This is a genomic window from Ectopseudomonas guguanensis (genome assembly GCF_900104265.1).
Lineage (GTDB): Bacteria > Pseudomonadota > Gammaproteobacteria > Pseudomonadales > Pseudomonadaceae > Aquipseudomonas > Aquipseudomonas guguanensis.
The window spans coordinates 19,963-39,812 of the sequence record NZ_FNJJ01000008.1; the positions used below are offsets into that span (position 1 = coordinate 19,963).

The 19,850-nt window shown below is 64.9% G+C and carries 22 protein-coding genes; 7 read left to right on the forward strand and 15 right to left on the reverse strand.

Translation table 11 applies throughout. From position 1 onward, the window contains the following. The first annotated feature begins 34 nt into the window (after nucleotides 1-34). Together BLS61_RS12845 and BLS61_RS12850 are read left to right on the forward strand one after the other, a co-directional pair. Nucleotides 35-319: a DUF2782 domain-containing protein gene (locus BLS61_RS12845; protein WP_090431415.1), complete on the forward strand. Its 285-nt coding sequence runs from the start codon at nucleotides 35-37 to the stop codon at nucleotides 317-319. 16 nt (nucleotides 320-335) lie between these two features. After that, on the forward strand, nucleotides 336-1,286 hold the full coding sequence (locus tag BLS61_RS12850; RefSeq protein ID WP_090431417.1) for a homoserine kinase: 951 nt from the start codon (nucleotides 336-338) through the stop codon (nucleotides 1,284-1,286). Nucleotides 1,287-1,459: 173 nt separating this feature from the next. On the opposite strand, the gene BLS61_RS12855 is transcribed toward BLS61_RS12850, so the two are convergent. From BLS61_RS12855 to BLS61_RS12875, 5 genes are read right to left on the reverse strand one after another with little or no spacing between them, the layout of a single operon-like run. After that, complete coding sequence (locus tag BLS61_RS12855) at nucleotides 1,460-2,092, reverse strand: SCO family protein (protein WP_090431419.1); 633 nt, start codon at nucleotides 2,090-2,092, stop codon at nucleotides 1,460-1,462. 8 nt (nucleotides 2,093-2,100) lie between these two features. Beyond that, nucleotides 2,101-3,000 carry a heme o synthase gene (cyoE, locus tag BLS61_RS12860; RefSeq protein WP_090431421.1) on the reverse strand — a complete coding sequence of 300 codons (900 nt, stop codon included), beginning with the start codon at nucleotides 2,998-3,000 and terminating at the stop codon, nucleotides 2,101-2,103. Between the two features lie 23 nt (nucleotides 3,001-3,023). Further along, a complete protein-coding gene (locus BLS61_RS12865) occupies nucleotides 3,024-4,079 on the reverse strand; it encodes a COX15/CtaA family protein (protein ID WP_090431423.1) in 1,056 nt (351 codons plus the stop codon). A gap of 55 nt (nucleotides 4,080-4,134) precedes the next feature. Then, nucleotides 4,135-4,713 (reverse strand): hypothetical protein, encoded by a 579-nt coding sequence (locus tag BLS61_RS12870; RefSeq protein ID WP_090431424.1) that lies wholly within the window; start codon nucleotides 4,711-4,713, stop codon nucleotides 4,135-4,137. Then, on the reverse strand, nucleotides 4,688-5,419 hold the full coding sequence (locus BLS61_RS12875; RefSeq protein WP_090431426.1) for an SURF1 family protein: 732 nt from the start codon (nucleotides 5,417-5,419) through the stop codon (nucleotides 4,688-4,690). The genes BLS61_RS12870 and BLS61_RS12875 overlap by 26 nt, the downstream gene beginning before the upstream one ends. Nucleotides 5,420-5,490: 71 nt before the next feature. Between BLS61_RS12875 and BLS61_RS12880 the strand changes: the two genes are divergently transcribed. Then, complete coding sequence (locus tag BLS61_RS12880; RefSeq protein WP_013713318.1) at nucleotides 5,491-5,694, forward strand: twin transmembrane helix small protein; 204 nt, start codon at nucleotides 5,491-5,493, stop codon at nucleotides 5,692-5,694. Nucleotides 5,695-5,711: 17 nt separating this feature from the next. On the opposite strand, the gene BLS61_RS12885 is transcribed toward BLS61_RS12880, so the two are convergent. From BLS61_RS12885 to coxB, 4 genes are read right to left on the reverse strand one after another with little or no spacing between them, the layout of a single operon-like run. Beyond that, on the reverse strand, nucleotides 5,712-6,608 hold the full coding sequence (locus BLS61_RS12885; RefSeq protein WP_090431430.1) for a cytochrome c oxidase subunit 3: 897 nt from the start codon (nucleotides 6,606-6,608) through the stop codon (nucleotides 5,712-5,714). Between the two features lie 11 nt (nucleotides 6,609-6,619). Next, nucleotides 6,620-7,186, reverse strand: coding sequence for a cytochrome c oxidase assembly protein (locus tag BLS61_RS12890; protein ID WP_024306257.1), 567 nt, complete (start codon nucleotides 7,184-7,186; stop codon nucleotides 6,620-6,622). A gap of 10 nt (nucleotides 7,187-7,196) precedes the next feature. Beyond that, entirely contained in the window at nucleotides 7,197-8,780 is a 1,584-nt protein-coding gene (gene ctaD, locus BLS61_RS12895; protein WP_090431432.1) for a cytochrome c oxidase subunit I, read from the reverse strand. Between the two features lie 4 nt (nucleotides 8,781-8,784). After that, complete coding sequence (coxB, locus tag BLS61_RS12900) at nucleotides 8,785-9,909, reverse strand: cytochrome c oxidase subunit II (RefSeq protein WP_090431434.1); 1,125 nt, start codon at nucleotides 9,907-9,909, stop codon at nucleotides 8,785-8,787. A gap of 405 nt (nucleotides 9,910-10,314) precedes the next feature. Here coxB and BLS61_RS12905 point away from each other — a divergent pair, with 405 nt between their 5' ends. Continuing rightward, nucleotides 10,315-10,956 carry a hypothetical protein gene (locus tag BLS61_RS12905; protein WP_090431436.1) on the forward strand — a complete coding sequence of 214 codons (642 nt, stop codon included), beginning with the start codon at nucleotides 10,315-10,317 and terminating at the stop codon, nucleotides 10,954-10,956. Here the strand turns inward: BLS61_RS12905 and BLS61_RS12910 are convergent. Further along, nucleotides 10,946-11,875, reverse strand: coding sequence for an AEC family transporter (locus BLS61_RS12910; RefSeq protein WP_090431438.1), 930 nt, complete (start codon nucleotides 11,873-11,875; stop codon nucleotides 10,946-10,948). The genes BLS61_RS12905 and BLS61_RS12910 overlap by 11 nt on opposite strands. Before the next feature lie 142 nt (nucleotides 11,876-12,017). Between BLS61_RS12910 and glsB the strand changes: the two genes are divergently transcribed. After that, a complete protein-coding gene (glsB, locus tag BLS61_RS12915) occupies nucleotides 12,018-12,926 on the forward strand; it encodes a glutaminase B (protein ID WP_090431440.1) in 909 nt (302 codons plus the stop codon). Nucleotides 12,927-13,102: 176 nt separating this feature from the next. Here the strand turns inward: glsB and BLS61_RS12920 are convergent, their stop codons facing one another. The 3 genes from BLS61_RS12920 to BLS61_RS12930 all read right to left on the reverse strand — a co-directional run bounded on the left by BLS61_RS12920 (nucleotide 13,103) and on the right by BLS61_RS12930 (nucleotide 16,125). Continuing rightward, on the reverse strand, nucleotides 13,103-13,546 hold the full coding sequence (locus BLS61_RS12920; RefSeq protein ID WP_090431442.1) for a GNAT family N-acetyltransferase: 444 nt from the start codon (nucleotides 13,544-13,546) through the stop codon (nucleotides 13,103-13,105). A 27-nt stretch (nucleotides 13,547-13,573) separates the two neighbouring features. Further along, complete coding sequence (locus BLS61_RS12925; protein WP_090431444.1) at nucleotides 13,574-14,563, reverse strand: asparaginase; 990 nt, start codon at nucleotides 14,561-14,563, stop codon at nucleotides 13,574-13,576. Nucleotides 14,564-14,685: 122 nt separating this feature from the next. Then, nucleotides 14,686-16,125: an alanine/glycine:cation symporter family protein gene (locus BLS61_RS12930; protein ID WP_090431446.1), complete on the reverse strand. Its 1,440-nt coding sequence runs from the start codon at nucleotides 16,123-16,125 to the stop codon at nucleotides 14,686-14,688. Nucleotides 16,126-16,285: 160 nt separating this feature from the next. Between BLS61_RS12930 and BLS61_RS12935 the strand changes: the two genes are divergently transcribed. Further along, nucleotides 16,286-17,104, forward strand: a complete 819-nt coding sequence (locus tag BLS61_RS12935) for a helix-turn-helix domain-containing protein (RefSeq protein WP_090431448.1) — start codon at nucleotides 16,286-16,288, stop codon at nucleotides 17,102-17,104. Between the two features lie 8 nt (nucleotides 17,105-17,112). Here BLS61_RS12935 and BLS61_RS12940 read toward each other — a convergent pair whose 3' ends face one another. Together BLS61_RS12940 and BLS61_RS12945 are read right to left on the reverse strand one after the other, a co-directional pair. After that, a complete protein-coding gene (locus BLS61_RS12940) occupies nucleotides 17,113-17,553 on the reverse strand; it encodes a GNAT family N-acetyltransferase (protein WP_090431450.1) in 441 nt (146 codons plus the stop codon). 19 nt (nucleotides 17,554-17,572) lie between these two features. Then, nucleotides 17,573-18,205: an FMN-binding negative transcriptional regulator gene (locus BLS61_RS12945; protein WP_090431452.1), complete on the reverse strand. Its 633-nt coding sequence runs from the start codon at nucleotides 18,203-18,205 to the stop codon at nucleotides 17,573-17,575. Nucleotides 18,206-18,302: 97 nt separating this feature from the next. On the opposite strand from BLS61_RS12945, the gene pdxR reads away from it, so the two are divergent. Beyond that, a complete protein-coding gene (gene pdxR / locus BLS61_RS12950) occupies nucleotides 18,303-19,769 on the forward strand; it encodes a MocR-like pyridoxine biosynthesis transcription factor PdxR (RefSeq protein ID WP_090431454.1) in 1,467 nt (488 codons plus the stop codon). Nucleotides 19,770-19,850 lie beyond the last annotated feature (81 nt).

The following is a 19,850-nucleotide window of genomic DNA, read 5'->3' on the forward strand; positions in this document are numbered from 1 at the left end:
GCTGCATCGGTGAATATTAAGGAGCAAGGTTACCATGGGTACATTGAATCGCCTTTTGCTGGTCGGCCTGCTGGCCTGCCTGCCACTTGCCGCTCATGCCGAGGATCCGGTCTCGGGCGACCCGGACGTGACCATCCGCCAGGACGGCGACCGCACCATTCAGGAATACCGGGTCAACGGCTTCCTCTATGCCATCAAGGTCATCCCGAAGAACGGTAAACCCTACTTCCTCGTTCGCGCCGATGGCAGCGACGGCAACTTCGTACGTTCGGACGATCCGGACATGCTGATCCCATCATGGGAAATCTTTAGCTGGTAAGCGATTAAGGTCTGATATGTCGGTATTCACCCCCCTGGAGCGTCATGAGCTCGAAGTCTTCCTGGCGCCCTACGGGCTTGGTCGGTTGCGCGATTTCCAGGGTATTGCTGCAGGCAGCGAAAACAGCAACTTCTTCGTCAGCCTGGAGCAGGGCGAGTACGTTCTGACCCTGGTGGAGCGCGGCCCGGTGGCCGACCTGCCGTTCTTCATCGAACTGCTCGACGTACTCCACGATGCCGGTCTGCCGGTGCCCTACGCCCTGCGCACGCAGGACGGCGAGGCACTGCGCAGCCTGGCGGAGAAACCGGCGCTGTTGCAGCCGCGCCTTTCCGGCAAGCATGTGCGCGAGGCCAACGCCCACCACTGCCAGGAGGTGGGTAGCCTGCTGGCGCGCATTCACCTGGCCACGCGTGATGCGCCGATCGAACGGCGCAGCGATCGCGGGCTGGACTGGATGCTCGCCGAAGGTCCGAGCCAGGCACTGAAGCTCGACGCGCAGGCTTTGCCGCTGCTGCGTGATGCACTGGCCGAGATCGCCGAGCTGAAGCCGCGCATCCTCGCCCTGCCGCGTGCCAACCTGCATGCCGACCTGTTCCGCGACAATGTACTGTTCGACGGCCCCCACCTGGCCGGGGTGATCGACTTCTACAACGCCTGCTCCGGGCCGATGCTCTACGACCTGGCCATCACCCTCAACGACTGGTGCTCGCACGAAGACGGCAGCCTCGACGGCGCTCGCGCCCGCGCGCTGCTCGGCGCCTATGCGGCGCTACGGCCGTTCAGCGCTGCCGAAGCGGAGCTGTGGCCGGCCATGCTGCGCGTGGCCTGTGTGCGCTTCTGGCTGTCGCGCCTGATCGCCGCCGAGTCGTTCGCCGGGCAGGAAGTGCTGATCCACGACCCCGCCGAATTCCAGCGCCGCCTGGCGCAGCGCCAGCAGGTCAACCTGCCGCTACCATTCGCGCTGTAGGGTGCGCCGTGCGCACCAATACCAATGCCTTGGAACGCTAGCCGGTGCGCGCGGCGCACCCTACGAGCTGTTCCTGCGGCGGCGTAACCCACCCGGATCTGCCTCGCGGCCGTAGCCCGGATGAAATCCGGGAAACTCTGGTAATAGCGGTGCGTAAGCGCACCCCAGACGGATCAGCTACCGGAAACCAGCGCCGGCAGTTGCTCGGCCAGCTTGGCGTTGTTGATCGGTGCACGGATGAAGCCGCGCTGGGTGCCATCCGGGCCGATGATCACCAGATTGCCGCTGTGATCGACGGTGTAGTTTTCCTTGCTGGTATCGGCCGGGATATAGGGAATGCTCACCGAATTGGCGAATTTCTGCAGGGTTTCCTCTTCGCCGGTCAGGCCCTTGAAGCCCGCATTGAAGAAGCCCAGGTACTTGCTCAGCTGCTCCGGCGTATCGCGATGCGGGTCGACGCTGACCATCACCACCTCGAGCCGCGCGCGCGTTTCCTCGGGCAATTGCGTCTGCAGCTGACGCAGCTGGGCGAGGGTGGCCGGGCAGATGTCCGGGCAGAAGGTATAGCCGAAGAACAGCAGTTTCCAGTCGCCCTTGAGCTGATCGACCGCGACTTCCTTGCCGTGCTGATCGACCAGGGTCAGCGCCGGCAGGCTGCGGCTCTGTGGCAGCAGGACGATACCCGCATCGAGCAGCGCCGCCGGATCGCCCTGGCTCTTGCTGCTCAGCACCTTGTTGACGGTTAGGCCCAGCACCAGGGCCACGATGGCGACAAGAACGAAAACCGTAGTGTGGGTACGCGTCATGTAGAGCCTTAGATATTCAGCAGCAGGTAATGGTCCGCGAGTAGCGCGATAAACAGCAGGAACAGGTACCAGATACTGTACTTGAAGGTGTTGATCGCCGCGTGCGGTTTGCTGTCACGGTACAGCACCCAGGCCCAGTGCAGGAAGCGACCGCCCAGCAGCAGGGCGCAGACCAGATAGAGCGGCCCGCTCATGTGAATGGCGTAGGGCAGCAGGGTCACCGCGAACATCACCAGGGTGTAGAGCAGGATGTGCACCTTGGTGTAGTGCTCACCGTGAGTCACCGGCAGCATGGGAATGTCGGCCTTGGCGTATTCGGCCTTGCGGTGGATGGCCAGGGCCCAGAAGTGCGGCGGCGTCCAGGCGAAGATGATCAGTACCAGCAGCAGCGGTTCGGCACTCAGGTGACCGGTAACGGCAACCCAGCCCAACAGCGGCGGCGCGGCACCAGCCAGGCCGCCGATGACGATGTTCTGCGGCGTGGCGCGCTTGAGAAAGCCGGTGTAGATCACCGCGTAACCGAGTAGCGAAGCCAGGGTCAGCCAAGCGGCCAGTTCGTTGGTGAACACCATCAGCAGGCTCATGCCGGCAATGGCCAGAGCCAGAGCAAACGTCAGTGCAGCCACCGGCGAAACGCGCCCAGCCGTGACCGGACGCTTGTGCGTACGCGCCATGATCGAGTCGATGCGCCGGTCCACCACGTGATTGACCGCCGCAGCCGCGCCAGCGCACAGGCCGATGCCGAGGTTGCCGAACAACAGCACGGCCCAGGGTACGCCGGCACGGGTGGCGAGGAACATGCCGACCAGCGAGGTGATCAGCATCAGCATCACCACCCGTGGCTTGGTCAGCTCCAGATAATCGCGCCAGGTGGCACGTTCGGAGTGAGTGCGCAGCATCGTCGCCATGGCATTTCTCCTTGATTCGTTATTTACCGGCCTTGAACCAGACCGCTGGAAACCAGAGTCGTGCGCCTTTGCGCCGGATCGGATGCCGCACGAGCGGCCGCAGAGGGTGCCCTCAGGCGATAGTTGATCAGCACCATGGTCAGCAGCAGAGCGGCGCCGCCAGCGTTATGCGCCACCGCCACCAGCAACGGCAGGTGGAAGATCACGTTGCTGATCCCCAGGCTGACCTGCACGGCCAGCGCCAGCAGCAGCAGGCCGGCCAGGCGCGACAGCCCGGCCGTATGCAGTCGCCAGGCCAGCACCAGCAGCGCCAGCGTCACCAGCAGCGCGCCTATGCGATGGCTCATGTGAATGGCGGTGCGGGCGTCACTGTCGAGCTGCCCGCCCAGGTAGTTGGGGCCGATATGCTGGGTCAGGTGAAAACCCTTGCCGAAGTCCATCGCCGGCCACCATTCACCATGGCAGGTGGGCAGGTCGACGCAGGCGACCGCGGCGTAGTTGGAGCTGACCCAGCCGCCAAGGGCGATCTGCCCGATCACCAGCAGCAGGCATGCCGCCGCCAGGGCACGCAGGCGCCCCGGCAATTGCAGCGGGGCGAAGCGCCCGGACAGGCGCAAGGTGAGCAAAGTCAGCAGACTGAGGGTGGCGAAGCCGCCGAGCAGGTGGGCGGTGACCACCTGCGGCCACAGCTGCAGGGTGACCGTCCACATGCCGAACGCGCCCTGCAGGATCACCAGCGCCAGGATCGCCAGCGGCAACTTGAGCGGTTGCGCCGGGTCTGCACGGCGGCGCACGGCCTGCACGGCGATACCGAGGATCACCAGCCCCAGGGCACCTGCGAAGTAGCGATGGATCATCTCGTACCAACCCTTGGCGACTTCCACCGGTGCCTCGGGGAAGCGCGCCTCGGCGATGGCCTGCTTGTGCTCGCTCATCGGCACGCCGAGAAAACCGTAGCAACCCGGCCAGTCCGGGCAACCGAGGCCAGCATGGGTCAGGCGGGTGTAGGCACCTAACAGCACCACCACCACGGTCAGGAGGGTCGCGAACAACGCTAGGCGATAACCGGGTTTGTGCATGTCGACTCCTTGGGCACGGGGCTTGGCGCGCTGTCGATATGGACAGGACGAAGCGTCAGCCGATCAGGGAAATTTTCAGCAGGTAACGCAGATCATCGAGAATCGCCTTGCCGTTGCTGCCGGCCGGATAGCGCAGCACCAGATTGCCGTGCGGGTCGACCAGCCACAGCTGCGCACCGGGCACCGCCTCGGCGGCCTTGTCGTAGGCCTGCAGATCCAATTGATAGCGCCCAAGCTGCGGGTACTCGCGCTTGAGCGTGGCGTCGTAGTCGTCCGGCAGTGGCTCGGCCAGCGCCAGACCATGGCTGGCACGGGACGTTTCGCGGTTGAGGCCGATCTGGATCTGCCGCGCGAGGTAAACCAGCTGCTTACAGTCGGCCTCACAGGCGCCCGGTGCCGTCACCAGAATCTGCCAGCGCGGCTCGACTTCGCCCTTGACGCCGAGGTCGGCCAGGGTGCGGCCGTCGCCGATCAGCACGCCGTGGTAGCTGCGCGTTTCCGGCACCCAGAAGCGCCACTGATACATGGCACTGGCGAGGAACATGGGCCCGACGGCAATGGCCAGGATCAGCAGCAACTGCAGGCGCCCACGGCCCTTGCGCGAAGCCTCAGGCATGGCGATGGCTGGGTTCATGACGGCTCTCCCGTGCGTTGTGAATTCCGAGATAGATGAACAGGCCCAGCAGCGCGGCCGCCAGGGCGAACCACTGCACCGCATAGCCCAGATGCTTGCTCGGGCTCATGGCCACCACCGGCCAGTCGACCCGATAGCTGGCCGGACCATCCTCCAGCCGCGCTTCGAACGGCAGGCCACCGCGGCCCAGTTGCTGCCAGAGATTTTCCGCCTCGACCTGAGTGATCAGCCGCGGCCAGCCATCGGTCGCTGCACCGGAGCGCAGATTAAGACCGCCAGAAGGTGCGACATAGACCCAGGCCGTGAGTTGCAGCACGCCATCCGGGGTATCGAATTGCGGTGTTGTGCGCCGGTCCGGCCAGGGCAGCCAACCGCGGTTGAGCAGTACCCAGAGGCCACTGGACTGGTCATAGAAAGGTTGCAGCAACTCGACGCCGGCATGGCCATCGCGGACGCGGCTATCGAGCAACAGGCTGTGCTCGCTATCGAAGTGCCCGCGCAGCTGCACGCGGCGGTAAGCCGGATCGCGCATGGGTTCGAGCTGCTCGAGACTAATCGGCTCGGCCTGACGCCTCGCCTCGAAGCTGGCCAGCAGCTGGCGCTTCTCGTCGCCACGCTGCAGCTGCCAGAAGCCCAGCCAGACCAGGCCCGGCAACAGCAGGGCGACCAGCAGGCTGGGTAGCCAACCGGGACGGAAGGCGCTCATTGCGCCCTGCCGTTACGATCGGGGTTGCTGGCTATACTGCATTGCATCACTTCAATCCCCCGGAGTCTCGCATGCTCAAGGCCGCGATCATCCTCATGCTGCTGGCCACTCTCGCCAGCCTGTTCAGCGGCCTGTTCTTCCTGGTCAAGGACGAAGGCCATGGTTCCCGCGTGGTAGGCGCTCTGACTGTCCGTGTCGGCCTGACCGCCATTACCGTTGCCCTGATCGCCTGGGGCTTCTATTCAGGGCAACTGGTCTCTCACGTCACCTGGTAGGCCACAAGCGGCAGCCGCTAAAGCACATAGACGAAGATGAACAGGCCGAGCCAGACCACGTCGACGAAGTGCCAGTACCAGGCGGCCGCTTCGAAACCGAAATGCTGATCGGGATCGAAGTGCCCGCGCATGATGCGCACCAGCATCACCACCAGAATCAGCGTACCGAGCGTCACGTGCGCACCGTGGAAGCCGGTGAGCATGAAGAAGGTCGCGCCGTAGATGCCTGAGCCAAGCGTCAGCCCAAGCTCGGTGTAAGCCTCGATGTATTCCACGACCTGGAAGAACAGGAACGCCAGGGCGAGCACGATGGTTGCCGCCAGCCAGGCCTTGAGCGGGCCGCGGTGGTTTTTCTTCAGGGCATGGTGGGCGAGGGTGATGGTGAAGCTGGAAGACACCAGCAAGATGGTGTTGACCAGCGGCAGATGCCAGGGGTCGATCACCGCGCTGGGCGGCGGGAACAGTTTGGAGTCGGGGTTCTGCAGCATCGGCCAGCTGTATTCGAAACCTTCCCAGAGCATGTTGGCCACGCCCTTGGAACCTTCACCGCCGAGCCATGGCCCGGACCACATGCGGATGTAGAACAGGGCGCCGAAGAAGGCAGCGAAGAACATCACCTCGGAGAAGATGAACCAGCTCATGCCCCAGCGGAAGGAGCGATCCATCTGCGCACTATAGAGGCCGGCACGGCTTTCCTTGATGACGTTGCCGAACCAGCCGAACAGCATCCAGGCCAGGATCAGCCCGCCGACGAAGAAGATCAGCGGGCCGTTTGAGCCTTCGCGCCCGGCCGACAGGTCGTTGAACCAGGTGCCGACGCCAAAGAAGCTCACCAGCAGACCGATGGTGGCGACAATGGGCCATTTGCTTTGTGCCGGTACGTAATAGTTCTCGTGACTTTGGTGACTCGACATTGTTGTTCTCCTTATGGAGTCGCCCGAGCAAGGGTCGCCTGTGCCACTGGCGGTTTGCGTTCGGTGATATCGAACAGGGTGTAGCCCAGGGTCAGGTGCTTCACGTCCTGCGGCAGGTCGCGGTCGACGATGAAGCGCACCGGCATCTCGATGCGCTCACCCGGTTGCAGCACCTGCTGGGTGAAGCAGAAGCACTCGGTCTTGTGAAAGAAGGCCGCCGCTTTCGAGGGCGATACGCTGGGAATCGCCTGCGCGCTCATTGGCTTGTCGCTGGGGTTGTAGGCGACGAACAGCATGTCGCGCGCTTCCCCCGGATGGACCAGGATCTCGTCGGCCTGCGGGCCGAACTCCCAAACCATGCCGGCAGCGTTGGTGGCGAGAAACTGCACACGCACCTGGCGCTGCTCGTCCACCAACTGCTCGCCCTGGTAAGCCCCGGCCGTCTTGCCGTTGATGCCGAATACCCGGCACATGGCGTCGTAAAACGGTGGCAGAACGAAGATGCCGAAGCAGAACATCACCACCACCACGAGCAGCAGACGGGTAACCAGGCGACGAGTCGCGATGACCTCGCTCACGGCAGACCTCCTATTTCACTTCCGGTGGCGTGCTGAAGGTGTGATAGGGCGCCGGTGACGGCACCGTCCACTCCAGGCCTTCGGCTCCGTCCCAGGGCTTGGCCGGGGCCGGCTTGCCGCCACGGATGCACTTGATGACGATGAACAGGAACAGCAACTGGGTAGCCCCGAACATGAAGGCGCCGATACTGGAAACCATGTTGAAGTTGGCGAACATCATGTTGTAGTCGGGGATACGCCGCGGCATACCGGCCAGACCGACGAAGTGCATCGGGAAGAACGCCAGGTTCATGCCGATGAAGCTCATCCAGAAATGCAGCTTGGCCAGGGTTTCGTCGTACATGTGGCCGGTCCACTTCGGCAGCCAGTAATAGGCCGAGGCGAAGATGCCGAAGATCGCCCCCGGCACCAGCACGTAGTGGAAGTGCGCCACCACGAAGTAGGTGTCGTGGTACTGGAAGTCCGACGGTGCGATGGCCAGCATCAACCCGGAGAAACCACCGATGGTGAACAGGATGACGAAGGCCACCGAGAACAGCATCGGTGCCTCGAAGGTCATCGAGCCCTGCCACATGGTGCTGGCCCAGTTGAACACCTTCACCCCGGTGGGCACGGCGATCAGCATGGTGGCGTACATGAAGAACAGCTCGCCGGTCAGCGGAATGCCGACGGTGAACATGTGGTGCGCCCAGACGATGAACGACAGGAAGGCGATCGCCGCGGTGGCGTAGACCATCGAGGTGTAGCCGAACAGCGGCTTGCGCGCGAAGGCCGGGATGATCGAGCTGACCGCGCCGAAGGCGGGCAGGATCATGATGTACACCTCGGGATGGCCGAAGAACCAGAACACGTGCTGGAACAGCACCGGATCCCCGCCGCCGGCGGCGTTGAAGAAGCTGGTGCCGAAGTGGATGTCCATCAGCATCATGGTCACGCAACCGGCCAGCACCGGCATTACCGCGATCAGCAGGAAGGCGGTGATCAGCCAGGTCCAGACGAACAGCGGCATCTTCATCAGGGTCATGCCGGGGGCGCGCAGGTTGAGGATGGTGGCGACCACGTTGATCGCCCCCATGATCGAACTGATGCCCATCAGGTGAATGGCGAAGATGAAGAAGGTGGTGCTCTCCGGCCCGTAGGTGGTCGACAGCGGCGCGTAGAAGGTCCAGCCGAAGTTCGGCCCGCCGCCTTCCATGAACAGCGTCGAAACCAGCAAACCGAAGGCCGCCGGCAGCAGCCAGAAGCTGAAGTTGTTCATCCGCGGTAGCGCCATGTCCGGCGCGCCGATCATCAGCGGGATCATCCAGTTGGCCAGGCCGACGAACGCCGGCATCACCGCGCCGAAGACCATGATCAGGCCGTGCATGGTGGTCATCTGGTTGAAGAATTCCGGCTGCACGATCTGCAGCCCCGGCTGGAACAGCTCGGCGCGGATGACCATGGCCATCGAGCCGCCCAGCAGGAACATGCAGAAGCTGAACCACAGGTACATCGTGCCGATGTCCTTGTGGTTGGTGGTCAGCACCCAGCGCATCAGGCCCTTGGCCGGGCCATGGTGGTGGTCAGTATGACCGTGGTCGATCACTGCACTCATGTCCTTACTCCTGCGCCTTGGAGAAATCGAGAATGTCCTTGGGCGTGACCATGTCACCGACATTGTTGCCCCAGGCGTTGCGCTCGTAGGTGATGATGGCGGCCAGGTCGACCGGCGACAGCTGCTTGCCGAAGGCAGCCATGGAGGTGCCCGGCTTGCCGTGGTAGACGATGTCGATATGACCCTCGGCCGGCCCCTTGGCGATGGCCGAGCCCTTGAGCGCCGGGAACATCGGCGGCAGGCCCTCACCGGTGGGCTGGTGGCAGGCTGCGCAGGAGGTGTTGTAGGCCTTCTCGCCGCGCGCCATCAGCTCGTCCATGGTCCACTCCTTGCTGGTCAGCTCGCGCTCGGCGGCCGCAGCCTGCTTGCGTTCGGCCAGCCAGGCGTCGAAGTCTTCCTTGGACTTGGCCTCGACCACCACCGGCATGAAGCCGTGGTCCTTGCCGCACAGCTCGGTGCATTGGCCGCGGTAGATGCCCGGCTCCTCGATGCGCGTCCAGGATTCGTTGATGAAGCCGGGGATGGCGTCCTTCTTCACCGCCAGTGCGGGCACCCACCAGGAGTGGATGACATCGGCCGCGGTGATCAGGAAGCGCACCTTGGTGCCGACCGGCACCACCAACGGCTCGTCGACCTCAAGCAGGTAGTGTTCGCCCTTGGCTTCGCGGTTGTTGATCTGCGAGCGTGGCGTGGTCAGGTTGCTGAAGAACTCGACATCCTGGCCCAGGTACTTGTAGTGCCACTTCCACTGGTAGCCGGTGATCTGGATGTCCAGTTCGGACTCGGAGGTGTCGTAGATCTCGATCAGCGTCTTGGTCGCCGGGATCGCCATCACCACCAGAATGGCCAGTGGCACGACGGTCCAGAGAATCTCGACGGTGGTGCTTTCGTGAAAGTGCGCGGGCTTCTGGCCGGTGGAGCGACGATGCATGATCATCGACCAGAACATGGCGCCGAACACCAGTATGCCGATCACCACACAGATCCAGAAAATGGTCATGTGCAGGTCGAATACGGAGCGGCTGACGTCGGTTACACCGGGCGTCATGTTGACCGTCCACTGGGCGTGCGCCGAGCCCAATGCCAGCCACAGCAGGAGGCCCATCCAGACTCGTGGATGTCGCATCATTGCGGGTTCCCCTTGATTGTTCTTGTTATCCCGCCGGCGGAGCCTGCGGCTAAGGGATCGACTGCCATAGGACACGGCGGCGGACTCATTGCCCGCGAACCACGCCCAGACTGCTGGCGACTGCTGCCGAAACCTCTCCGTGCCTGAGCCCGTCCGGTTCCATCAGGTACTGCCTTTCGAAATCGAGTATAGACGGCGACTTGCAGCCCGCAACGTGCAAGAAAAAATGGCCGAAGCCGCGCAGGCCTTGTCCTAAACGCCCCGGCTGGCGCGGGCTGTAGCATTTCTGAGACAGATGTTTATAGCGGACTCGCATAAGTACTAAAAAGTTATGACAATCGCGTCTTAGCCGACCGCCGGAGCCGGCTAAGGTTCACGTCCATGTCCTGAACTGTGGGAGTAGTCATGAACACCGCCGCCCTTCGTCAAATGATCGCCCAGGCTCGCCAGCAGGAAAGCGGCAGCCAGGCACTCGCCCACTTCCTGCAGGCGCAGCTGGAGCCCCTGCACCCGTCCATCCGCCTGCCCGCGGACGATGCGCCGGGCGCACTGACCGCCTTCGTCATCGCCTACATCGAACAGGTGCCGGACGTGCTCGACGCCGCTGCCGAGGTGGCGCGCGAGGCTGGAATCGAGGCCGCGGTAAAGCCCGTGCTGAAGATCGCCGAGCACTTCTTCCTGCAGCCACCGGCGCTGATGGAGGGTCACGAAGGGCTTGAGGGCCTGCTCGACGAGGCCTATCTGGCCCATCGCCTGGTGGAAGAGGTCAATGATCGCTATATCGCTCACCTCGGCCAGCCGCTGATCCCGCTGGACACCACACGCGCCAACCTGATCGCCCACCAGCTGATCGGCGAACCCTTCGCCAACCAGCTCGACGAGTCCGTGCATCACGCCCTGGCCGGCATGCTCGATGACGCCAGCTTCGACCAGCCCTCGGTGCAGGCCTACCGCGAGCGCCTGGCGGCGCCGGATACCGCATCGGCCTGGCAGCGCTGGCCCTGCCTGTCGCAGCAGTTGGGGGTGGAGCTGCAGCTCAAGGGCTGATCGCCAGCAGAATCAGCGACAGGGTCAGCAGCGAGCCGAGGGTGGAAAACAGGATTGCCCGCGACACCAGCGCCGCCTGGCGCTGGTAATACTCGGCGAGCATGAACGGCCCGGTGCCGGTGGGCAGTGCGCTGAGCAGCAACGCGGCGTGCGCCCAGAAGGCCGGCAGGTCGAGCAGCACGAAGGCGATGAACCAGGTCACCAGCGGCTGCAGTACCAGCTTCAACGCCACCAGTGGCCAGGCGCCCTCGCTCGGCCCGCTCTGCCGCTGCGCCAGGAACAGGCCCAGCGACACCAGCGCACAAGGCACGGTGGCCGCGCCGAGCAGGCGCAGGAACTCGTCCAGCGCCGCCGGCAGCTGCACGCCGCCCAGTGCCCAGGCCGCACCAAGCAAAGGCGACACCACCAGCGGGTTCTTCAACAGCGCCATGACCACCTGAGCGATAGCGCCGCCCAAGCCCTTCCTGCTCTGCAGGCCCACCTCGATGCACACCAGCGCCAGGCCGAACAGCACGCAGACCACGAGCAGCGAAGCGATCAACGCCGGCGCCATGCCATCCTCGCCCAGCACCAGCACGCACAGCGGAATGCCGATGTAGCCGGTATTGGCATAACCGGCGCTGAGCCCGTCTATGCTGGCGTCGACCAGGCTGCCGGTGGTTTTCCAGCGATACACCAGGGTGACCAGAAACACCGCGAGCATGCCGCCGGTGAAGGCGAGCAGGAAGCCGGGCTGCCAGATGTGCGCCCAGTCGGCCTTGGCGGTGAGGCTGAACAGCAACGCCGGCAGCCCCAGCCAGACCACGAAGCGGTTCATTTCCGACGCGGCGGTCGGCCCCAGGCGATTGGTTCGCCGACAGACGAATCCGACCAGGATCAGGCCGAAGATCGGCAGCAGCACATTGAGAACGGTGGACATCGGGCTACGTCTTCAACGAGGGAGGGCCGAGACTAGGCGGCCGCGCCACTCAGGGCAAGCGCCTGCCTGTGATTCCGCAGCGTCCGCAGGCGTCTAGCACTGACCTGCCGGGACGCTCCCCGGCCTACTCGCGAGCCCGAACATGCAAGCGCTGTTGCACGAAATTCTCGATGAAGTCCGCCCGCTGATCGGCCAGGGCAAGGTGGCCGACTACATCCCCGCGCTGGCCAGCGTGGTGCCCGATCAACTGGGCATCGCCGTATATGGCAACGATGGCCAGCTGCATGTCGCCGGCGATGCGCACATGCCCTTTTCCATCCAGAGCATTTCCAAGGTGTTCAGCCTGGTGCAGGCCATCGGCCACAGTGGCGAGGCGATATGGCAGCGCCTGGGCCATGAGCCGTCCGGCCAGCCGTTCAACTCGCTGGTGCAGCTCGAGTTCGAGCGGGGCAAACCGCGCAATCCGTTCATCAATGCCGGCGCCCTGGTGATCTGCGACATCAACCAGTCGCGCTATGCCGCCCCGGCGCTGTCGATGCGCGATTTCGTCCGGCGCCTGTCGGGTAATCCCGAAGTGACGGTGGACAACCACGTCGCCGAATCCGAGTACCAGCACCGCGCGCGCAACGCGGCGGCGGCCTACCTGATGCAGTCGTTCGGCAATTTCCACAACGAGGTAGAAGCCGTGCTGCGCAGCTACTTCAGCTGCTGTGCGCTGCGCATGAGCTGTGTCGACCTGGCGCGTGCCTTCGGCTTTCTGGCCAACCAGGGTTTCTGCAAGCACAGCGGCGAGCAGGTGCTGTCGCCCCGGCAGAGCAAGCAGATCAACGCCATCATGGCCACCAGCGGGCTGTACGACGAGGCGGGCAACTTCGCCTACCGCGTCGGCCTGCCAGGCAAGAGCGGCGTCGGTGGTGGCATCGTCGCGGTGGTGCCGGGGCAGTTCAGCGTCTGCGTGTGGTCACCCGAGCTGAACGCCGCCGGCAATTCGCTGGCCGGCATGAAAGCACTGGAGCTGCTCAGCCAGCGCATCGGTTGGTCGGTTTTCTGACCCTTCGTCCGCCGCCCCTTTGCCTGAGGGCGCACGGTATCACCTGCGGGCTCGACCTTAACCCGTAGGGTGCGCCATGCGCACCGGGTCTCGCCCTGCCGAGCAGGCATTGTCCGGTGCGTGCGGCGCGCCCTACGAGACTGGCGCGTCGCCCACCGCTGCAAAAGGTCGTGCCTCTACAGCAGCTTGCGATACTGCACGAACCCCGAGCGCTCGCCGATGCGCTCGTAGAGCAGCATGGCCTGGCTGTTGCTCTCGTGCGTCAGCCAGTGCACACGCGAGCAGCCGGCGGCGCGGGCGTGGTCGTAGACGTGCTGGATCAGCTTGCGGCCGATACCGCCACTACGTTCGCCCTTGGCGACGAACAGATCCTGCAGGTAGCAGTAGTCGCCAGTGGTCCAGGTCGAGCGGTGGATGACCCAGTGCACCAGGCCAATGGCCTGGTCACCCTGCCAGGCCAGTGCGGCGCCCATGGGTTCGGCGGGGTCGAGAAAGCGCTGCCAGGTGACGGCGCTGGTCTCGGCCGGGATCTCGGTCATGTAGAAGCGCTGGTAGCCCTGCCACAAGGGCAACCAGGCTTGGTGATCGGCAGCGACTACAGGGCGAATTTCGATGCTCATCGTCCTTCCTCTGTTCGGGCAGGTGGATCAGTCGCTCATCTCACCACAGAGATCGCGCGCCAGCCAGTGCTCCACCTCGGCCTGAGTCAACCCGGCGCCGAGCAGGGCGAACAGCTTGCCCAGTGCGGCCTCACGGGTCATGCCACCGCAGGAGACCAGGCCGACCTCGGCCAGACGGCTGCCGGCAGCGTACACGCCGAACTGCACATGACCCTGCGGGCATTGGCTGATCGCCGCCAGCACCACACCACGCGCATGCGCATCGCGCAGCACCGCCATCAGCTCGGCATCACCGGCCGGGCCGGTGCCGCTGCCATAACACTCCAGCAGCACGCCCTTCACGCCGCTGTCGAGCAATGCGCTGAGATGGCTCGCCTGCAGTGCCGGATGCAGCGGCAGCACGGCCAGGTTCACCTGCTCTCGCGCCTGACGGTAGTCGATGAGGGCGCTGATCCCGACATGCTCGGCCTGACGCTGACGCGGCAGCACCTGGAAGGCATCGAAGGCATCGCTGCGCAGCTTCGAACAGCGTGCGCCATGCAGCAGCTGACCGTCGAAGTACAGATGCACGCCAGGCGCGACACCGCGATGCAACGCACGCATGGCGCCGAACAGGTTGGGCCAGGCATCGCCACCGGCCACGCCGGCTGGCTGCATGGCGCCGGTCAGCACCACCGGCACGTCGAGGCCGAGCAGCAGGAAGCTCAGCGCCGCGGCGCTGTAAGCCAGGGTATCGGTGCCATGCAGCACCAGCACGGCGTCGTGGCCGTGGGTTTCCACAGCGCTGACGATCTCGTCACGCAGCGCCAGCCAGTGGCCGGGGTTCATGTTGGCGCTGTCGATCAGCGGCAGCAGCTCGCGGAACTGCCAGTGCGGCAGCTCGCTGGCGTTTTCGCCGGCTTGCTGGGCGCGCATGCGCGCCTCGAAGCCCGAGGCCGGCGCCAGGCCGTCTGCACTCATCTGCATGCCAATGGTGCCGCCTGTGTACAGCACCAGGAGTTTTTCTGGGGTCGCCATGGGCTCTCCTCGCAAATCACGGGGCAGGCGCAGCGTCGCTCGCGACTGCCTGCAGAATGGCTGCCAGAGTTGGCAGGCCAAGAAAAAGGGGGCCTTGCCCCCTTCTTCCCATCCGAGTCAGATCAACGCTGGTAGGCGCGATCACCGATCTCCGCCGGGTCGGCGGCGTTGCTCGGCTGATTGCCCCATACGGCGGGGTCGAGGTCCAGATCGGCGAACTGCTTGGCGTCGAACACCGGAGACTCGACGCCAGCCTTGATCTGGCTATCGTAGTCGCGCATCAGGCGCACGCCCACCTTGAACAGCAGCGCCAGGGCGATCAGGTTGGCGATGGCCAGCAGGCCCATGGTCACGTCGGCGAAGGCGAACACGGTGCCCAGATCCTGCACCGAACCCCACAGCACCAGGCCGACCACCAGCACGCGGTAGATCATCACCGGGCCACGCTTCTGGCTGAAGAAACCCAGAGCGTTTTCACCCAGGTAGTAGTTGTAGATCAGCGTGGTGAAGACGAACAGCAGCAGCGCCAGGCTGACGAATACGCGGCCCCACTCGCCGACCACGGCGGCGACCGCACTCTGGGTCAGGACCACACCGGCCTGTTCCATACCCGGCTGATAGACGCCCGACAGCAGGATGATCAGCGCGGTGCAGCTGCACAGGATCAGGGTGTCGATGAACACGCTGAGCGACTGCACGATGCCCTGCGCGACCGGGTGCTTGACCTCGGCGACCGCGGCCACGTTCGGCGCACTACCCAGGCCGGCCTCGTTGGAGAACAGACCGCGCTTGACGCCCATGATGATGGCCGCGCCGATACCACCGGCAAAGGCCGGCTCGAGACCGAAGGCGCTCTTGATGATCAGGGCGAAGGTGGCCGGCACCTCGCTGATGTTCAGGCCGATCACCAGCACCGCCATGGCGATGTAGGAGAAGGCCATCACCGGCACCAGCACGTCGGCGAACTGGGCGATGCGCTTGATGCCGCCGAAGATGATCAGACCGATCACCACGGTCAGGGCGATGCCGCTGGCCAGGGTCGGGATGCCGAAGGTGTCGTGCAGCGAGCTGGCCACGGTGAAGGACTGCACCGCGTTGAAGCCGAAGCCAAAGGTCACCAGCAACAGGATCGACACGAGGATGCCCAGCCAGCGCTGACCAAGACCGTGCTGGATGTAGAAGGCCGGGCCGCCGCGATAGCCGCCGTCGGCCTCGCGACGCTTGTACAGCTGCGCCAGGGAGCACTCGAAGTAGCTGGTGGCCATGCCGACCAGGGCCACGACCCACATCCAGAAGATGGCGCCCGGGCCACCGAGCATGATCGCTACCGAGACACCGGCGATGTTACCCGCGCCGACGCGGCCGGCCACCGACAGCATCAGCGCCTGGAACGAGCTGAGCTGGCCCGGCTGACGCTGGAAGGCTTCGCTGAAGATACGGAACATGCTGCCGAAGTAGCGGAACTGGACGAAGCGCGAGGCGATGGTGAAGTACAGGCCGAGACCGATCAGCATCACGATCAGCAGCTTGCTCCAGATAAGGTCATTGAGAAGATCGAGCATGGAGGCTTTTTCTCTTGTTGTTCTGAATGGGAATACGCCCCGCCGGGCGGATTGCGGAATGGTTCGTGATAGAGGCCTCATCGGGCAATTTCGCAGGTCGCGGCGATCTGATGCGAGTTGATGCTAGAATCGCGTCATTCGCATCAGCTGGAGCGGCCATATGTCCGATTCCCTCGGCAGCAACCTCAAACTGCTCTGCAGCCATTACCGCTCGATTGCCGAGGTCTGCCGCAAGCTGGCGATCAACCGCGCGCAGTTCAATCGCTACCTGGCAGGGCAAAGCCGACCGACCCCACACAACCTCAAGCGCATCTGCGATTTCTTCGGTGTCGAACCCTTCGAACTGGCCATGCCGGCCGACCAGTTTTCCCGCCTCATCGGCGCCCGCAGCGGCACTGCGCAGCTGCAAAGCGGCACTGACCCGCTGCTGGAACTGTTCGCCCCGCTGCGCCGCCAGGCCAGCCCGATGGAGCGCTACTGCGGCTACTACTTCGAGTACTCCAACTGCATGTCGGTGCCCGGGCACGTGCTGCTGTCACTGGTGCACCTGCGCGAGGAGCGCGGCAATTACCTGTTCGAGCGCCAGGAACGCCAGGAGCGGCAGGAACCCACGCGCGGCGGCAGCGAGGACTGGGTGCGCTGTCGCTACCTGGGCACGGCGTTCTTCCTGCAGGACCGCCTGTTTCTGGTGGACTACGAATCGCTCACCGGCAACGAGATGAGCCAGACCATCCTGATTCCCAGCTTCAAGAGCCGCATCATCCGCCTCAACGGCATCAAGACCGGCGTCTCCAGCGGCGACCGGCGCACCCCGGCCTGCACCCGGGTGGTCTGGCAGTACCTGGGCAACGAGATCAACCGGGTCAACGCCTATCGCCAACTGATGCTCTACGCCCCCGACGACCCACGCATCGACGACGACATCCGTCAGCGCCTGGGCGGCGCGCAGCTACGGGGTGGGTTGTTCGAGATGGAGTGAGGTCGGCCTCAGAAGAGCTTCCTGTACTGGATGAAACCGGAGCGGTCGCCGATGCGGTCGTAGAGCATACGCCCCTGGTAGTTGGTTTCCTGGGTCAGCCAATGTACGCGGCTGGCGCTAGCGGCGCGTGCTTGGGCGTAAACGTGCTCGATCAGCGCGCGACCGATGCCGCCGCCGCGAATGTGCTCGGCGACGAACAGATCCTGCAGGTAGCAGTAGTCACCACTCGTCCAGCAGCTGCGGTGGTAGATGAAGTGCACCACGCCGACTGCCTCGCCGTCCTGCCAGGCCAGGGCGGCGTGCATCGGCTCGGCCGGGTCGAGAAAGCGCTGCCAGGTGAGGGCGCTGGTCTCGGCTGGAATTTCGGCCTGGTAGAAGCGCTGGTAAGCCTGCCAGAGCGGCAGCCAGACGGCGTGATCAGCAGGGGTGACAGGGCGGATATCGAGCATGAGGGCCTTCCTTTGGTGATCAGTCGGTGGGATTCATCTGCGCCGCCAGTTCCCGCTCTTGCGGGTTGGCTGAGGCGGCCAGGCCGTTGCGCACGCCGACCCGGTCAGCCGCCGAACGGTTCTGGCTGAGCTTCCATTTGCCTTCGAGCCGACGAATCGGCAGGGCGAAGCCGACGATGGCGCGCAGCATGCTGTCGATGTAGTCGCGCGGCGCATCGCTGACCGCCCAGGGCTGCGGGCGCCTTTGTTCGTGGCGCTCGCTGAGACGTCTGACCAGCTCGAGCAGGCGCTCGGGCTCGTCGAACACCTCGGCCTGGCCCCAGGCATGCACTGCGATGTAGTTCCAGGTCGGCACCACCTTGCCGTGCTCGGCCTTGGCCGGATACCAGCCGGGATGCACGTAGGCGTCCGCACCGCTGAACACCACCAGCGCCTCGGCGCCGGCGGCCAGGTCGCGCCAGTGTCCATTGGCGCGGGCGAAGTGGCCGTACAGGGTGCCGAACTCGCCTTCGCCAGGCTCGAGCAGCAACGGCAGATGGCTGGCCTGCAGGCCCTGCGCACCGCTGCTGGTCACGATGGCCAGGCCGCTGGCGTGGATCTGCGCGTGCAGGCTGGGCAGATCGTCCTGGCGAAAGGCGGCGGGGCAATACATGGCGGCATCTCCTGGTGTGATGGAGCCATGCTAGGCAGGATATTGGCCTGACGTAAGATCCATTTTCGACAACTTCGATAGAGCCAATTTATCCATCATGAGACGCTCGCCCGCCTTGCCATTCGACCTTTCCGGCATTCACCTGCAGCCCGGCCAGGGGCTGGCGCGCCAGCTCTACCAGGCCTTGCGCGAGCGCATCCTCGACGGTCGCCTGGCCGGAGGCACGCGCCTGCCGGCCAGCCGCGAGCTGGCCGCGCTGCTCGGCATCTCGCGCAATACCGTGACCCGCGCGCTGGACCAACTGTATGCCGAGGGCTACGTGAACGGGCGGGTCGGCGATGGCACCTACGTCGCCGCGCTGACGCGCCAACGGCCTGCCCCGGTGGCAGCCTTCGCCCCGGCAGCGGCCAGCCCGGCGCTGCAGCTGTTGCACAACCATCACCTGGCGATGCCCGCCGCGGGCGCACCGCGCGCCTTTCGCATCGGCGTGCCGGCTTTCGACCTGTTCCCCTTCGAGACCTGGTCACGTCTGCAGGCGCGCTTCTGGCGCAAACCCTCGCTGGCACGGCTGGGCTATGGCGACCCTGCCGGTGACCTGCAACTGCGCGAATTGATCGCCGCCTACCTGCGCAACAGCCGCGGCCTGACCTGCGAGGCGCCGCAGGTACTGATCACCTGCGGCTCGCAGCAGGCCATCAGCCTCTGCGCGCAGTTGCTGATTCAACCGGGCGGCCGCGTGGCCATCGAAAACCCCGGCTACCGCGCGGCGGGCCATGCCTTCGCCGTGGCCGGCGCACAACTGTGCGGCGTAGCGGTGGACGGCGATGGCCTGGACGTCGACGCCCTGCAGCGTCTGAACGATTGCCGGCTGGCCTATGTCACGCCCGCGCATCAATACCCCACCGGCGTCACCCTGTCGCTGCCCAGGCGCCTGGCCTTGCTGGAGTGGGCCAAGCGCGTGAACGGCTGGATCATCGAGGACGATTACGACGGCGAGTACCGCTACAGCGGTACGCCACTCGCGCCACTGGCAGCGCTGGATGACCAGCAACGGGTGATCTACATCGGCACCTTCGGCAAGCTCGCCTTCCCGGCACTGCGCCTGGGGTATCTGGTGCTGCCGCCCGCGCTGGCCGAGAGTTTCGCGAGGCGCCAGGCGCTGGAGATACGCCACTCGGAGGTTGGCACCCAGGCGGTCATGGCCGAGTTCATCGCCGCCGGGCACTTCCAGCGCCATGTGCGGCGCATGCGTCAGGCGGCGCGCAGCCGCCGCGACGCGCTGATCGAGGCCTGGCCGCAGGCGATTCCCGGATGCTCGCCGCTGCCGAAGGTTGAGGCCGGTCTGCACCTGAGTATCAGGGTCGAGAGCCTGGCCCGTGAGCGTGAGCTGATCGGCGCTGCCCGCGCAGCCGGTATCGAGATGAACCCCTTGAGCGATTACTGGCTACCCGGCAGCGAAGCGGCCGAGAACGCCCGCGCCGGGCTGGTGCTGGGTTTTGCGGCAGTGCCCGAGGCGCAGATCGTCGAGGCGGCGCAGACGCTACGCCGGGCTTGGAAGCTGTAACGCAGGCCAACCGGCGGTGCGCGCGGCGCACCCTACGGCGGCCACAAAAAAAAGGGATGGCCGAGGCCATCCCTGAAGGTT